General features: G+C 60.2%; 16 protein-coding genes. 15 read left to right on the plus strand and 1 reads right to left on the minus strand.

Features of this window, described 5'->3' with window-relative positions:
* The first annotated feature begins 2 nt into the window (after positions 1 to 2).
* Genes aroC through mtnC form a run of 5 tightly spaced genes read left to right on the plus strand, consistent with a single transcriptional unit; the run spans position 3 to position 4,146 of the window.
* A complete protein-coding gene (aroC, locus tag KGB29_RS00115; protein ID WP_057715749.1) occupies positions 3 to 1,094 on the plus strand; it encodes a chorismate synthase in 1,092 nt (363 codons plus the stop codon).
* 29 nt (positions 1,095 to 1,123) lie between these two features.
* Positions 1,124 to 2,275 carry an MFS transporter gene (locus tag KGB29_RS00120; RefSeq protein ID WP_090453989.1) on the plus strand — a complete coding sequence of 384 codons (1,152 nt, stop codon included), beginning with the start codon at positions 1,124 to 1,126 and terminating at the stop codon, positions 2,273 to 2,275.
* A complete protein-coding gene (locus KGB29_RS00125) occupies positions 2,272 to 2,892 on the plus strand; it encodes a methylthioribulose 1-phosphate dehydratase (RefSeq protein WP_057715747.1) in 621 nt (206 codons plus the stop codon). Before KGB29_RS00120 ends, KGB29_RS00125 begins: the two co-directional genes overlap by 4 nt.
* 20 nt (positions 2,893 to 2,912) lie before the next feature.
* Positions 2,913 to 3,458, plus strand: coding sequence for a 1,2-dihydroxy-3-keto-5-methylthiopentene dioxygenase (locus KGB29_RS00130; protein WP_102672392.1), 546 nt, complete (start codon positions 2,913 to 2,915; stop codon positions 3,456 to 3,458).
* 4 nt (positions 3,459 to 3,462) lie between these two features.
* Complete coding sequence (gene mtnC, locus KGB29_RS00135) at positions 3,463 to 4,146, plus strand: acireductone synthase (RefSeq protein WP_150812351.1); 684 nt, start codon at positions 3,463 to 3,465, stop codon at positions 4,144 to 4,146.
* 107 nt (positions 4,147 to 4,253) lie between these two features.
* Here the strand turns inward: mtnC and KGB29_RS00140 are convergent, their stop codons facing one another.
* Positions 4,254 to 4,532 carry a DUF3509 domain-containing protein gene (locus KGB29_RS00140; RefSeq protein WP_057715744.1) on the minus strand — a complete coding sequence of 93 codons (279 nt, stop codon included), beginning with the start codon at positions 4,530 to 4,532 and terminating at the stop codon, positions 4,254 to 4,256.
* A 383-nt stretch (positions 4,533 to 4,915) separates the two neighbouring features.
* On the opposite strand from KGB29_RS00140, the gene KGB29_RS00145 reads away from it, so the two are divergent.
* The 10 genes from KGB29_RS00145 (at position 4,916) to KGB29_RS00190 (ending at position 14,058) form a co-directional block, all read left to right on the plus strand.
* Positions 4,916 to 6,754 (plus strand): long-chain-acyl-CoA synthetase, encoded by a 1,839-nt coding sequence (locus KGB29_RS00145; protein WP_154860705.1) that lies wholly within the window; start codon positions 4,916 to 4,918, stop codon positions 6,752 to 6,754.
* A 97-nt stretch (positions 6,755 to 6,851) separates the two neighbouring features.
* Positions 6,852 to 7,370 (plus strand): ankyrin repeat domain-containing protein, encoded by a 519-nt coding sequence (locus KGB29_RS00150; protein WP_057715742.1) that lies wholly within the window; start codon positions 6,852 to 6,854, stop codon positions 7,368 to 7,370.
* Positions 7,371 to 7,605: 235 nt separating this feature from the next.
* Entirely contained in the window at positions 7,606 to 8,136 is a 531-nt protein-coding gene (locus KGB29_RS00155; protein ID WP_090453995.1) for a hypothetical protein, read from the plus strand.
* An 80-nt stretch (positions 8,137 to 8,216) separates the two neighbouring features.
* Positions 8,217 to 8,408 (plus strand): PLDc N-terminal domain-containing protein, encoded by a 192-nt coding sequence (locus tag KGB29_RS00160; RefSeq protein WP_090453997.1) that lies wholly within the window; start codon positions 8,217 to 8,219, stop codon positions 8,406 to 8,408.
* A 226-nt stretch (positions 8,409 to 8,634) separates the two neighbouring features.
* On the plus strand, positions 8,635 to 9,510 hold the full coding sequence (speE, locus tag KGB29_RS00165) for a polyamine aminopropyltransferase (protein WP_057715739.1): 876 nt from the start codon (positions 8,635 to 8,637) through the stop codon (positions 9,508 to 9,510).
* A gap of 216 nt (positions 9,511 to 9,726) precedes the next feature.
* A complete protein-coding gene (locus tag KGB29_RS00170) occupies positions 9,727 to 9,960 on the plus strand; it encodes a hypothetical protein (RefSeq protein WP_150812355.1) in 234 nt (77 codons plus the stop codon).
* 209 nt (positions 9,961 to 10,169) lie between these two features.
* Positions 10,170 to 10,514, plus strand: coding sequence for a ribonuclease E inhibitor RraB (locus KGB29_RS00175; protein ID WP_007971898.1), 345 nt, complete (start codon positions 10,170 to 10,172; stop codon positions 10,512 to 10,514).
* Positions 10,515 to 10,879: 365 nt separating this feature from the next.
* Positions 10,880 to 12,289 (plus strand): circularly permuted type 2 ATP-grasp protein, encoded by a 1,410-nt coding sequence (locus KGB29_RS00180; protein ID WP_046042936.1) that lies wholly within the window; start codon positions 10,880 to 10,882, stop codon positions 12,287 to 12,289.
* Positions 12,290 to 12,301: 12 nt separating this feature from the next.
* Positions 12,302 to 13,252: an alpha-E domain-containing protein gene (locus tag KGB29_RS00185; RefSeq protein WP_057715736.1), complete on the plus strand. Its 951-nt coding sequence runs from the start codon at positions 12,302 to 12,304 to the stop codon at positions 13,250 to 13,252.
* The gene (locus KGB29_RS00190; RefSeq protein ID WP_057715735.1) at positions 13,249 to 14,058 is read left to right on the plus strand and encodes a transglutaminase N-terminal domain-containing protein; all 810 of its coding nucleotides are present in this window, start codon (positions 13,249 to 13,251) and stop codon (positions 14,056 to 14,058) included. Before KGB29_RS00185 ends, KGB29_RS00190 begins: the two co-directional genes overlap by 4 nt.
* The last annotated feature ends 47 nt before the right edge of the window (positions 14,059 to 14,105 follow it).

Here is a 14,105-nt window from a genome sequence, read left to right on the forward strand (position 1 = left end):
GCATGTCCGGCAATACCTACGGCAAGCTGTTCACTGTCACCACCGCGGGCGAAAGCCATGGCCCGGCGTTGGTCGCCATTGTCGATGGCTGCCCGCCGGGGCTGGAGATTTCCCTGGAGGATCTGCAGCGTGACCTGGACCGCCGCAAGCCCGGCACCAGCCGCCACACCACCCAGCGCCAGGAAGCCGACGAAGTCGAAATCCTCTCCGGCGTGTTCGAAGGCCGCACCACCGGTTGCGCCATCGGCCTGTTGATCCGCAACACCGACCAGAAGTCCAAGGACTACTCGGCGATCAAGGACCTGTTCCGCCCGGCCCACGCCGATTACACCTACCACCACAAGTACGGCGAGCGCGATTATCGCGGCGGCGGTCGCAGCTCGGCCCGTGAAACCGCGATGCGCGTCGCGGCCGGTGCGATTGCAAAAAAATACCTGGCCAGCCAGGGCATCGTCATTCGCGGCTACATGAGCCAGTTGGGGCCGATTGAAATCCCGTTCAAGACCTGGGATTCGGTCGAGCAGAACGCCTTCTTCAGCCCGGACCCGGACAAAGTGCCTGAGCTGGAGGCCTATATGGACCAGTTGCGTCGCGACCAGGATTCGGTCGGTGCGAAAATCACCGTGGTCGCCGAAGGCGTGATGCCGGGCCTGGGCGAGCCGATCTTCGACCGCCTCGATGCGGAGCTGGCCCATGCGCTGATGAGCATCAACGCGGTCAAGGGCGTGGAAATCGGCGCCGGTTTTGCCAGCGTCGCCCAGCGTGGCACCGAGCATCGCGATGAAATGACCCCGGAAGGTTTCCTCAGCAACAACGCGGGCGGCATTCTCGGCGGTATTTCCTCCGGTCAACCCATCGTTGCGCACCTGGCGCTGAAGCCGACGTCGAGCATCACAACGCCGGGCCGTTCCATCGACATCCATGGCAACCCGGTGGAAGTGATCACCAAGGGCCGTCACGACCCGTGCGTGGGCATCCGCGCCACGCCGATTGCCGAGGCGATGATGGCCATCGTGCTGATGGATCACCTGCTGCGCCATCGTGGGCAAAACGCCGACGTGCGTGTGAGCACTCCGGTGCTGGGTCAGCTGTAAATGGCTGGCATCATGGTCGCAGCCGTCTGATGGCGACTGCGGCGCTCCCGTACTGGCGGCTCTCCAGTTTCTATCTGTTCTATTTTGCCTTGCTCGGTTCGACAGCGCCGTTTCTGGCGCTGTACTTCGATCACCTGGGGTTCAGCGCCGCGCGCATCGGCGAGCTGGTCGCGATCCCGATGCTGATGCGCTGTGTGGCGCCGAACATCTGGGGCTGGCTGGGCGACTACACCGGTCGGCGACTGGCCATCGTGCGCTTCGGCGCGGTGTGTACGCTGCTGACCTTTTCGCTGATCTTCGTCAGCAAGACCTACGCCTGGCTGGCGATGGTCATGGCCTTGCATGCGTTCTTCTGGCATGCGGTGTTGCCGCAGTTCGAAGTCATCACCCTGGCGCATTTGCAGAGCCAGACCTCGCGCTACAGCCAGATTCGCCTGTGGGGCTCGATCGGTTTCATCATCACCGTGGTCGCGCTGGGCCGTTTGTTTGAATGGCTGAGCCTGGACATCTATCCGGCGGCGCTGGTGCTGATCATGGTGGGCATCGTGCTCAGCAGTCTGTGGGTGCCCAATGCCCAACCGGCCCCGGGCAACCGGGTGGCGGGGGAGGGATTCCTCAAGCAACTGCGCAACCCCGGTGTTTTGGCGTTTTACGGCTGCGTGGCGCTGATGCAGATGAGCCACGGACCGTATTACACGTTCTTGACCCTGCACCTTGAGCGCCTGGGTTACAGCCGGGGTGTGATCGGCATGCTCTGGGCGGTCGGCGTGGTCGCCGAAGTCCTGATGTTTTTGGCCATGAGCCGGATCTTCGCGCGCTTTTCACTGCGCCGGGTGCTGATGGCCAGCTTTCTGCTGGCGGCGTTGCGTTGGCTGTTGCTGGGTTCGCTGGCAGAGTTTCTTTGGGTACTGTTGTTTGCCCAGATCCTGCACGCGGCGACGTTCGGCAGCTTTCACGCCGCTGCCATTTCATTCGTGCAACGTAGCTTCGGTGCGCGCCAGCAAGGCCAGGGCCAGGCGCTGTACGCTGCATTGGCCGGCACCGGCGGTGCGTTGGGCGCGTTGTATTCCGGCTACAGCTGGAACGCCCTCGGCGCGGCATGGACATTTAGTATTGCCAGTCTCGCAGCCGTCGCGGCTGCCGTTATCATTGCCACACGTATGCAAGAGGACAGGCCATGAGCCTTACCCGTGAACAACTCGCCCAGGAAATCATCGACGCCGGGCGTTTTCTGTATGGCCGCGGCTGGTCGCCGGCCACCAGCAGCAATTACTCGACCCGCCTGTCGCCGAGCGAAGCCTTGCTGACCGTGTCCGGCAAGCACAAGGGGCAACTGGGCATGGACGACGTGTTGGCCACCGACCTGTCCGGCAACAGCCTGGAGCCGGGCAAGAAACCGTCCGCCGAAACCCTGTTGCACACTCAGCTCTACAGCTGGCGCCCGGAGATCGGTGCCGTGTTGCACACCCATTCCGTGAACGCCACCGTGCTGTCGCGCCTGACGCCGCAAGACTTCATCGAGTTCGAAGACTACGAACTGCAAAAGGCCTTCAGCGGTGTGACGACCCACGAATCCCGGGTGCGGGTGCCGATTTTCGACAACGACCAGGACATTGCGCGACTGGCCGCCAAGGTGCAGCCTTGGCTCGACGCCCATCCCGATTGCGTCGGCTACCTGATCCGTGGCCATGGCCTGTACACCTGGGGCGCGCGCATGAGCGATGCCCTGCGGCAGATCGAGGCCTTTGAATTTTTGTTCGAGTGCGAGTTGAAGATGCGCTCGCTCTTTAAAGCATGAACCGTTAAGGAGTTGCCCTGATGAGCAGCCTGTCCGTCTATCACGTCTCCAGCCCTGAAATCCCCAACAAGGTGCTGACCCATTTCGAAGACATCGCCTCGACCCTGGCCGAGCAGGGCGTACGCTTCGACCGCTGGCAAGCCGCGGCGAAGATCCAGCCGGGCGCCACTCAGGACGAAGTGATTGCCGCCTACCAGGAGCAAATCGACAAGCTGATGACCGAGCGCGGTTACGTCACTGTCGACGTGATCAGCCTCAACAGCGATCACCCGCAAAAAGCCGAACTGCGTGCCAAGTTCCTCGATGAACATCGCCACGGCGAAGATGAAGTACGATTTTTCGTTGCCGGCCGTGGCCTGTTTACCCTGCACATCGACGATTACGTCTACGCGGTGCTGTGCGAGAAAAACGACCTGATCTCGGTGCCGGCCGGAACCAAACACTGGTTCGACATGGGCGAACATCCGCACTTCGTCGCGATCCGTCTGTTCAACAACCCGGAAGGTTGGGTGGCCAATTTCACCGGCGAAGACATCGCCAGCCGATTCCCGCGCCTGGAGGACTGAGTCGATGCCGATCAAAGCGATTCTCACCGACATCGAAGGCACCACCAGCGCGGTGAGTTTTGTGTTCGACGTGCTGTTCCCCTATGCCGCCAAACACTTGCCGGCGTTTGTCCGTCAGCATGCCGAACGCGCCGATGTGGCGGAGCAACTGGCTGCCGTGCGCCGCGACAGCAATGAACCGGACGCCGACGTCGAGCGGGTCGTCGAGATCCTGTTGGGCTGGATCGCTGAAGACCGCAAGGCCACGCCGCTGAAAGCGTTGCAGGGCATGGTCTGGGAGCAGGGCTATCAGGCCGGGCAGTTGAAGGGGCACGTGTACCCGGACGCCGTTGAAGCGCTCAAGCGCTGGCATCGGGAGGGCTTTCAACTGTTTGTTTACTCGTCCGGTTCGATCCAGGCCCAGCGGTTGATCTTCGGCTGCTCAGAGGCGGGGGATCTGACGCCACTGTTCAGCGGCTATTTCGATACCACTTCGGGCCCCAAGCGCGAGGCGCAGTCCTACGCCAACATCACCCAGGCGATCAACCTTGAGGCGGAGCAGATTCTGTTTCTGTCGGACATCGTCGAAGAACTCGACGCGGCGCGCATGGCGGGGATGGCCACTTGCGGGCTGGCCCGCGAGGGTGGGGAACTGGCGGGGCATATCACCGTGGACAGCTTTGCGCGGATCGATCCCTCTACTTTCTAAACGCCATACAACCTGTGGGAGCGGGCTTGCTCGCGAAAGCGGTGTGTCATTCAACGTTGATGTTGACTGACACTCCCTCTTCGCGAGCAAGCCCGCTCCCACATTTTCTACAGCGAGTGATAGGTCGGCAGGGCAAACCGTTGCTGGCTCTGCAGCATGGAGATCTGCGGCAGTTCACTGGCTTGTTCGGCGAGGTCGCGGCGAATCGCACTGATGACCCACGTCAGTTGGTCGCCATTGTGCAATTGCTGATAGGAAATCGAGCGCTTGAACACCTTGCCTTCGCCGCCGCTCAGGGTCAGCAGGATCCCACCGTCAGGCCGGGCATGGGTGGTGACTTCGAAGTTGGAGAACAGGGACGAAAATTTTTCCTGAATCAGGTTCATTTCTTTCAGCTCCGTTGGCTCTTGAATGACAAGCATACGGAGAGGGTTGCAGTGATTGTGCCAGCCTGGGTTGTTTGTAAATTATCTTATAAAACAACAAGTTAGTATCTGCGGTGATTTTTGCTTTCGTGCATTCTGCATGAACGGCCATCGTGCATCCTGCATTTTGCGAGGTCGCTCGGCGATTCGATGGAACCATTGCGTGTGCGGGGGTTCACGATTGGCCTTGTATCAATCGAAGATCAAGATCGCGGATCAAGATCGCAGATCAAGATCGCGGATACAAAACATTTCAAAAACCGCGTGTACAGCTCAAGAACCGTTGACGTATTTTCGGGCTCAGTCATCGCAGCCCGACAATAAAAAGATCGAACGGGAGCATCATGAGTCGCACGTCGAACGACACGATTACCTGGAGCATGATGCTCCGCAAGCTGCCTTCCATCGCCAAGGCCATCCCCCGGGTGGTGAGGGGCATGAAGGCCGCCAACGTCAAGGACCCGACCCAGGCGTGTGGTTTGGGCTGGAGTTTCGAGCAAGCCACGTTGCGCAACCCGGATGGCCCGGCGCTGTTGCAAGGCGACGTAACGCTCAGTTACTCCGAGGTCAACCAATGGGCCAATCGCATCGCCCATCACCTGATCGGCCAAGGCATCGGCAAGGGTGATGTGGTGGCGGTCTTCATCGAGAACCGCCCGGAATTGCTGGTGACGATTCTGGCGGTGGCCAAGGTCGGCGCGATCAGTGCGCTGCTCAATACCTCGCAAACCCGCGACACCCTGGTGCACAGTGTGAACCTGGTGGCGCCGGTGGCGATCATTGTCGGTGAGGAGTTGGTCCCGGCGTACCTGGCGGTGCGTGAGCGGGTGTCGATCAAGGCTGCGCGAACCTGGTTCGTTGCCGATCAGGACACCTCTCGACAACCCGGTATCGCACCTGAAGGTTTCATCAACCTGATGACCGTCAGCCTCGACGACGCCAGCGACAACCCGGCCAGCAGCCAGCAGATTTTCTTCGACGATCCCTGCTTTTATATCTACACCTCGGGCACCACGGGGCTGCCCAAGGCCGGCGTGTTCAAGCACGGTCGCTGGATGCGCAGCTCTGCGAGCTTCGGCATGATCGCCCTGGACATGCGCCCCGAGGATGTCGTCTATTGCACCTTGCCGCTGTACCACGCCACGGGCCTTTGCGTGTGCTGGGGTTCGGCCGTCAGTGGGGCCAGCGGGTTCGCCATCCGCCGCAAATTCAGCGCCAGTCAGTTCTGGAACGATGCGCGCAAGTACCGGGCGACCACCATCGGTTATGTCGGCGAACTGTGCCGCTACCTGGTCGATCAACCGCCCAGCTCCGAGGACAGCCGGCACGATGTGAAGAAAATGATCGGCAACGGCTTGCGCCCCGGCGCCTGGAGCGAGTTCAAGACCCGCTTTGCGGTGAATCACATCTGCGAGCTGTACGCTGCCAGCGACGGCAATATCGGTTTCACCAACATTCTCAATTTCGACAACACCATCGGTTTTTCCCTGATGTCCTGGGAGTTGGTCGCGTACGACCATGACAGTGGCGCGCCGATTCGACAGGCCAATGGCCTGATGCGCAAGGTCGCCAAGGGTGAGCAGGGGTTGTTGCTGGCAAAAATCGACGACAAGGCCCCCCTGGACGGTTACACCGATCCGCAGAAAACCGCCAAGGTCGTGCTTGAAGATGTGTTCGAAAAGGGAGACCGCTACTTCAACACCGGCGACCTGTTGCGCAACATCGGCTTTGGGCATGCGCAGTTTGTCGACCGCCTGGGCGACACCTACCGCTGGAAGGGCGAAAACGTTTCGACCACGGAGGTCGAAAACATCCTCCTGCAACACCCGCTTATTTCCGAAGCCGTGGCCTATGGCGTGGAAATCCGCAACACCAATGGCCGGGCCGGGATGGCGGCGATCACTCCCGCCGAATCCCTGGCAACCCTGGACTTCAGTGAGCTGCTGGCCTTCGCCCGCGAGCAGATGCCGGCCTATGCGGTGCCGTTGTTCCTGCGGGTGAAAGTGAAAATGGAAACCACCGGGACGTTCAAATATCAGAAGACCCGACTCAAGGATGAGGCCTTCGACCCGGGTAAAACCGGCGATGACCCGATCTATGCCTGGCTGCCGGGGACACAGACTTATGTACAGGTCACGGAGCAGTTGTTGTCCGACATTCACGGCGGCAAGTACCGCTATTGAATCTGACTATGGCGGCCCATGAGAAAAAACAAGTGACAGTGCCGGGGGCGCTCGGGAAACTGTCGGCTTTTACGAATGACAGAAAAGGGAGTGCCCAATGTCAGACAAAAGCCGCCAGATGACCCCCGAAGAAGCCGCCGAATTTACCGAACAGGTATTCAACAAGGCACGGGAGGGCGATGCGGCGATGATGGCCGCGCTGCTGACCAAGGGTTTGCCGCCAAACCTGCGTAACCACAAGGGCGATACCTTGCTGATGCTGGCCGCGTATCACGGGCATGTGGACACGGTAAAAGTCCTGCTGGAGCACAAGGCCGACCCGGAGATCCGCAACGACAACGGCCAGAGCCCGATTGCCGGTGCCGCCTTCAAGGGCGACCTGGCGGTGATCAAGGCCTTGGTCGATGGTGGCGCCCAGGTTGAAGGCTCGTCCTTCGATGGTCGCACGGCGCTGATGATGGCGGCGATGTTCAACCGCGTCGAAGTGGTCGATTACCTGATCAGCAAGGGCGCCGACCCGAAAGCCAAGGACGCCAATGGCATCACCGCGCTGGAGGCTGCCAGGACCATGGGGGCTTCCGATACTGTTGCGCAACTTGAGAAGCTGATTGGCTGATATCGAATGACTTGAGGCTGTTAATCCCAATTGTGGCGAGGGGGCTTGCCCCCGTTCGGCTGCGAAGCAGTCGTAGAATCAGCATGTGCGGTCTTTCTGATACACCCCAATTGAATGTTTTGGGGCCGCTTCGCGACCCAACGGGGGCAAGCCCCCTCGCCACAGGTCCGCACTTCCCTCATTAATGCGCTATCCTTCGCGCCCTCAAAATTCACCTCGCTACAGGATCCTCCCCATGAAAGCCGCACTCGTCGAACTCATCAGCAAAATCAGCTCCGGGTGCATGGGCGAAGACGAAATCCTCAAGGTCGCGGACGAAGCGGCCCAGGCCTACGCCGATCCCGAGGCTTTTCTGACGGCCAATCCGGACATCAACTACGACGAAACCTTCCCGATCCCGCTGGGTGAGTGGGTGGTGGTCGGCAGCCTGCCGGAAACGGTGCTGTTCCAGGCTGACACATACATGGACCTGTTCGCGCAGATCGTCGCCTCGTTCGGCCCGGGTGTGGAGTTCAATCTCAAGCCCAAGCAACTGGCCAGGACCGAAGCCCTGACCGCGCTCAACCGCATCCAGGTGCAGATGAGCAGCATGAACAAGGAAAACGGTGGCTACACGCTGATGAACTTCAGCCAGTTGCTCGATGACGAGTTGCAGGTGGTCCTGGTCTACGGCAACGACGTGCCACGGGTGCTGGAATTGTGCACCGAAGTGGGCATTACAGCCGCGCCATCCCTGGAAGCCCTGAAAGTGGCGATCCACGTCTGATCCAGACACTGTCAATAAAAAGGAATCCTCGCGACGACCGTCTATCCTGAGGGGGCATATCACTTTTCGGGAGCGTCACCATGGGTTCTACGTTCAACAGCCTGGTTGCCTTGATCATTTTTGTCCTGGACATCTGGGCCATCATCAACGTCTTCAAAAGTAGTGTCGGGACCGGGATGAAAATCCTCTGGGTACTGCTGATCGCGCTGTTGCCGGTACTGGGACTGATCATCTGGGCCATTGCCGGGCCGCGGGGCAACGTCAAACTCTGAGCGTCGACACTGAACCTGTGGGAGCGGGCTTGCTCGCGAAAGCGGTGAGTCAGTCAACATTTATAGCGACTGACACTACGCCTTCGCGAGCAAGCCCGCTCCCACATTCGACCTGTCATGTTCCGCGACGTAGAATGCGCGCCTTTCCCGGCCAATCGAGACGCTCGATTGGCCATCATGGGCGGGTAACCGTCCGTTGCCACCCGCATTCATCGGAGCACTTCCCATGAGCAACATCCCCGCCAGCGACTACCTGGAAACCCTCTATGAAGGCTACGGCCAGCGTTTTCGCATGGAAAAACTGCTGCACGAAGTGCGCACCGAGCACCAGCACCTGGTGATCTTCGAGAACCCGCGCATGGGCCGGGTGATGGCGCTGGACGGCGTGATCCAGACCACCGAAGCCGACGAATTCATCTACCACGAAATGCTCACCCACGTGCCGATCCTGGCGCACGGTGCTGCCAAGCGCGTGCTGATCATCGGCGGCGGTGACGGCGGCATGTTGCGTGAAGTGGCCAAGCATCGCAGCGTCGAGCACATCACCATGGTCGAGATCGACGGCACCGTGGTCGACATGTGCAAGGAATTCCTGCCGAATCACTCCAAGGGTGCATTCGATGATCCACGCCTGAACCTGGTGATCGACGACGGCATGCGTTTCGTCGCCACCACCACTGAAAAGTTCGACGTGATCATTTCCGACTCCACCGATCCGATCGGACCGGGTGAAGTGCTGTTCTCGGAAAACTTCTACCAGGCTTGCCACCGCTGCCTGAACGAAGGCGGCATCCTGGTGACCCAGAACGGCACGCCGTTCATGCAGATCGAAGAAGTGAAGACCACCGCCGGTCGCCTGCGCAGCCTGTTCCCGGACTGGCACTTCTATCAGGCCGCCGTACCGACCTACATCGGTGGTTCGATGACCTTCGCCTGGGGCGCCACCAATACCGCTTATCGCAAGTTGTCCCGCGAAACCCTGCAACAACGCTTCGCGGGCAGCGGCATCATCACCCGCTACTACAATCCTGAAATCCACATCGGCGCCTTCGCCTTGCCGCAATACGTGTTGCAGGCAGTGAACAAGCCAAGTAACGACTGATGGATTGAAACGCAGACCTGTAGGAGCGAGCCTGCTCGCGATGGACGTGAACGATGACGCGGGATGTCTGATTTAACGCGGCGTTCTCAAGTTTTTCGTGAGCAGGCTCGCTCCTACAGAGATTTGCGATGGGTGCAGATCCACCGGAACAATTAGCCAGCTAACAAGGTCGAGATAGAGGTAAGCCCATCCATGGGTTTTATCGAGGAGGCACCAATGCAAAAGTGGAAGGTCACTTTCGTGGATGATCATGGCGAAACCATCAACGAAGTCTTTGAGTGCACCGAGCGCCCGGACTACGAGCGTGCTGCCAAGCTCATCAAGGCCCGGCTTCTTCCTGTCGCCGCCGAACTGGATCTGAACGATCTGGAAGGGCGGACCAGTGACGCGAGCGTCAAAGAGCTCAAGTCCCAGAACAGCATTCAAATCCTCGACATTACTCCAATCTGAACAACACCTGTCGCATTCACATCCAGGCCTTGGCACGGGCTCTGTCTTGAGGCTACTCTGCAAGCGAGATCAGCGAATGAATCGCTAAGGTCTGGTCTTGTAGCTCCATGCTTGTTTCCCGCCGGCACATCGGTTGCCGTCGCTCGCGCTGTTCGGTTGCGGGTGAGGGAGTACGGAAAGTCTATCCATCGTTTTGAGGAGGACGTTTCATGAGCACAGCCTATCAAGAAGACATCAGCAGCAGCGTGCTGCGCCGCATGAAAGAAGGCGGTTTTGACTTTTCACGGTTTCATCCCATCGAGTTCTACGCCATTTTCCCGGATGAGGAGCGGGCACGCAGGGCGGCAGGTCATTTCCACCGTGGTGAATCCCTGGATGCGCAAGTCAGTGTGCGCGACGACGGCGCCTGGGCGCTGGAGCTGTGCAAGGTCATGTATGCCACCTACGATGATATCGGCGACTTCGAACAGGGTTTCGAAGCAGTGGTCGAGCCTCTGGGCGGCATCATCGAAGGCTGGGGTGTGAAACAGGAGGTACGAGGGCGACTCGCATAACCTTATGAACAGTGACAATCAGCAATCACGGCTGACCTTCGGGTTGGCCGTTTTCATTTGTGGGCGTTGGACACCAAAAAAAAGCCGCCAGGGCAGGCGGCTAAAAGGGAAGTCCGGTGAGCTTTTCAGCGAATGCCTGGATTATCCGTACCCATTGCCGGGCAGTGAAATCAACTCTGACTATGCTGGTGATAGGCGACCACCACGCCTTGCAATGAAGCGGGGGCGATCAGGTTGGGGCATTTACCGCACAGGATTGGTGCGGTACGTGCGCGTTGATTATCCAACCGATTGAAATTTAAGCGTTTATGCCGATGGCACGGGCCTTGCGAAGGTCTGGACGTCCGAGTGACAAGGAGTACGGCATGATCCGCACCTATTTTGATGAGATGTACGATGCCGGCGGCCTGGTCCGCCCGCATTATCGGGAGTTTGCCCGTTGGCTGGCCGAGACGCCTGACGAGCTTCTGGCACAACGGCGACGCGAGGCCGATCTGTTGTTTCATCGCGCCGGGATTACCTTCACGCTCTACGGGGACGAGCAGGGCACAGAGCGCCTGATCCCCTTCGACACCATTCCACGCAGCATCCCCGCCAGCGAATGGCGGATTGTCGAACGCGGCTGCATCCAGCGGGTCAAGGCGTTGAACATGTTCCTCGCCGACCTTTACCACGAGCAGCGCATCATCAAGGCCGGCATCATTCCGGCCGAGCAGGTGCTGGCCAACGAGCAGTACCAGTTGGCGATGCAGGGCCTGGACCTGCACCGCGATATCTATTCGCACATCTCCGGCGTCGACCTGGTGCGCGACGGCGACGGCACCTACTACGTGCTCGAAGACAATCTGCGTACGCCGAGCGGTGTCAGCTACATGCTCGAAGACCGCAAGATGATGATGCGCCTGTTTCCCGAGCTGTTCGCGGCGCAACGCATTGCCCCCATCGACCACTACCCGAACTTGTTGCTCGACACCCTGAAAAGTTCAAGCCCCATCGATAACCCGAGCGTGGTGGTGCTGACGCCGGGGCGCTTCAACAGTGCGTTCTTCGAACATGCGTTCCTGGCGCGGGAAATGGGCGTGGAACTGGTGGAGGGCGCGGACCTGTTCGTGCGTGACGACAAGGTCTACATGCGCACCACCGACGGGCCGAAAGCGGTCGACGTGATTTATCGTCGCCTCGACGACGCCTTCCTCGATCCCCTGGCCTTCAACCCGGAATCGATGCTCGGCGTGCCGGGGCTGCTGTCGTCCTACCGTTCCGGCAACGTGGTGCTGGCCAATGCCATCGGCACGGGGGTGGCGGACGACAAGTCTGTGTATCCGTTCGTTACCGACATGATCCGTTTCTACCTCGACGAAGAGCCGATCCTGAAGAACGTGCCGACCTGGCAATGCCGTAATCCGTCTGAGCTTTCCCATGTGCTGGCCAATCTTCCAGAACTGGTGGTCAAGGAAACCCAAGGCTCCGGCGGGTACGGAATGCTGGTGGGGCCGGCGGCGACGGCGGCGGAAATCGAAGCCTTCCGTGCGCGGATCATCGCCAAGCCCCATGCGTATATCGCGCAACCGACGCTGTCGCTGTCGACCTGTCCGACCTTTGTCGAAAACGGCATTGCGCCACGTCATATCGACTTGCGGCCGTTTGTCCTGTCGGGTCGTGAAACCCGGGTCGTGCCCGGCGGCTTGACCCGCGTCGCCCTGCGCGAAGGCTCCCTGGTGGTCAATTCCTCCCAGGGCGGTGGAACCAAGGACACCTGGGTGGTCGAGGATTAAAGGAAGCCTGTCATGTTAAGTAGAACTGCCTCGGATTTGTATTGGATGTCGCGTTACCTGGAGCGGGCGGAAAACCTCGCCCGGATGCTCGACATCAGCTATTCGCTGTCGCTGATGCCGCAGGACGGTCGTGGCGACGGTTTGCACGAACTGGCCATGCCGCTGTTGATCACCGGCACCCTGGACGATTACCTGGAGCGCCATGGCGAACTGCATGCCGAACGGCTGCTGCATTTCTTCGCCCTGGATGCGGCCAACCCGGCGAGCATCTACAGCTGTCTCGGTGCGGCACGGGCCAGCGCCCATGCGGTGCGTGGGCGCATCACCGCCGACATGTGGGAAAACATCAACGCCACCTGGCTGGAAATTCGCGGCATCGCCGAACAGGGCCTCAGTCGCTACGGCATGAGCCGTTTCTGCGAGTGGATCAAGGAACGTTCCCACCTGTTCCGGGGTGCGTCCTACGGCACCATCATGCGTAACGATGCGTTTCGCTTCATTCGTCTGGGGACCTTTATCGAACGGGCGGACAACACCTTGCGCCTGCTCGATGCCCGCTACGAAATGGCCGGCGATCAGGCCGAAGCGGTCAGCGATGGCACCGCTCACGCGTATTACCAGTGGAGCGCGTTGTTGCGGGCATTGTCGTCGTTCGAGGCCTACACGGAAATCTACCGCGACGCCCCCGGCGCCAGGCATGTGGCGGAGTTGCTGTTGCTGCGGGCCGATGTGCCGCGATCCCTGCGCGCCTGCACCGAAGAAATCGACCAGATTCTCTCGCAATTGCCGGGGGCCAACGGTCGCCCGGCACAACGCCTGGCGGCAGAAATGGACGCACGCCTGCGCTACACCGGCATCCATGAAATTCTCGAAGAAGGCCTGCACGCCTGGCTGACCGAGTTCATCCCGCTGGTGCGCCAGTTGGGTAACGCGATTCACAGTTCTTATCTGGAGGCCGCATGAGACTTTCCATTAGCCACGAAACCACCTATCACTACGAAGACAAGGTGCGGGCGAGCATCCAGTATCTGCGCCTGACCCCCCACGACAGCGAGCGCCAGCACGTGCTCAGCTGGCAGCTCGACCTACCACGTCCGGTGCGGGCGCAACTCGATCCGTTCGGCAACATCCTGCATGTGCTGACCATGGACGAGCCCCATGAGGCGATCATCATCGGTGCCCGTGGCCAGGTCGATATCGACGAATTGCGTGAGGCCGAACACGAGAGCCAGTCGGCACTGCCGTTTCTGCGCTTCACCCGTTTGACCGAAGCCGACGCCGCCCTGCGTGCGTTCGCCGAGAAGGAATGCAGGCAACGCCGCGATCGCACGGCGCTGATCGATCTGATGCATGGCCTCAACCAGCATATGACCTACACACCGGGCTCCACGGAAGTGGACACCAGCGCGGCCCAGGCCTTTGCCGGACGGTCCGGCGTGTGCCAAGACCACACCCACGCGTTTCTCGCCTGCACCCGCAGCCTGGGCATTCCAGCGCGTTATGTGTCGGGCTATCTGTACAGCGAAAACAGCGAACACCTGGCCAGCCACGCCTGGGCCGAAGCCTGGCTGGATGACGCCTGGTACAGCTTCGACGTGACCAATGAGCTGGCCCGGCCGGAACGCCATCTGAAACTGGCGGTGGGCCTGGATTACCTGGATGCCTGCCCGGTGCGCGGGATGCGCCGGGGCGGCGGGTGTGAGCAGATGCACGCCAAGGTGCTGGTGTCACCGACGCCAGCGCCGGTGATTTCAGTGCAGCAGCAGTAGAATCGGGGATACCGCTTCGCGAGCAAGCCCGCTCCCACATTGGAATT

It is taken from the genome of Pseudomonas sp. BF-B-30 (genome assembly GCF_019956305.1).
Lineage (GTDB): Bacteria > Pseudomonadota > Gammaproteobacteria > Pseudomonadales > Pseudomonadaceae > Aquipseudomonas > Aquipseudomonas jessenii.

Excerpts from the sequence above, each read along its gene's own strand:
- KGB29_RS00170 (WP_150812355.1), top strand. The coding sequence starts at position 9,727 with ATGCAAAAGTGGAAGGTCACTTTCGTGGATGATCATGGCGAAACCATC.
- KGB29_RS00130 (WP_102672392.1), top strand. The coding sequence starts at position 2,913 with ATGAGCAGCCTGTCCGTCTATCACGTCTCCAGCCCTGAAATCCCCAAC.
- KGB29_RS00155 (WP_090453995.1), top strand. The coding sequence starts at position 7,606 with ATGAAAGCCGCACTCGTCGAACTCATCAGCAAAATCAGCTCCGGGTGC.
- KGB29_RS00120 (WP_090453989.1), top strand. The coding sequence starts at position 1,124 with ATGGCGACTGCGGCGCTCCCGTACTGGCGGCTCTCCAGTTTCTATCTG.
- KGB29_RS00125 (WP_057715747.1), top strand. The coding sequence starts at position 2,272 with ATGAGCCTTACCCGTGAACAACTCGCCCAGGAAATCATCGACGCCGGG.
- KGB29_RS00185 (WP_057715736.1), top strand. The coding sequence starts at position 12,302 with ATGTTAAGTAGAACTGCCTCGGATTTGTATTGGATGTCGCGTTACCTG.
- KGB29_RS00190 (WP_057715735.1), top strand. The coding sequence starts at position 13,249 with ATGAGACTTTCCATTAGCCACGAAACCACCTATCACTACGAAGACAAG.
- KGB29_RS00145 (WP_154860705.1), top strand. The coding sequence starts at position 4,916 with ATGAGTCGCACGTCGAACGACACGATTACCTGGAGCATGATGCTCCGC.
- KGB29_RS00160 (WP_090453997.1), top strand. The coding sequence starts at position 8,217 with ATGGGTTCTACGTTCAACAGCCTGGTTGCCTTGATCATTTTTGTCCTG.
- speE (WP_057715739.1), top strand. The coding sequence starts at position 8,635 with ATGAGCAACATCCCCGCCAGCGACTACCTGGAAACCCTCTATGAAGGC.
- aroC (WP_057715749.1), top strand. The coding sequence starts at position 3 with ATGTCCGGCAATACCTACGGCAAGCTGTTCACTGTCACCACCGCGGGC.
- KGB29_RS00140 (WP_057715744.1), bottom strand. The coding sequence starts at position 4,532 with ATGAACCTGATTCAGGAAAAATTTTCGTCCCTGTTCTCCAACTTCGAA.
- KGB29_RS00150 (WP_057715742.1), top strand. The coding sequence starts at position 6,852 with ATGTCAGACAAAAGCCGCCAGATGACCCCCGAAGAAGCCGCCGAATTT.
- KGB29_RS00175 (WP_007971898.1), top strand. The coding sequence starts at position 10,170 with ATGAGCACAGCCTATCAAGAAGACATCAGCAGCAGCGTGCTGCGCCGC.
- mtnC (WP_150812351.1), top strand. The coding sequence starts at position 3,463 with ATGCCGATCAAAGCGATTCTCACCGACATCGAAGGCACCACCAGCGCG.
- KGB29_RS00180 (WP_046042936.1), top strand. The coding sequence starts at position 10,880 with ATGATCCGCACCTATTTTGATGAGATGTACGATGCCGGCGGCCTGGTC.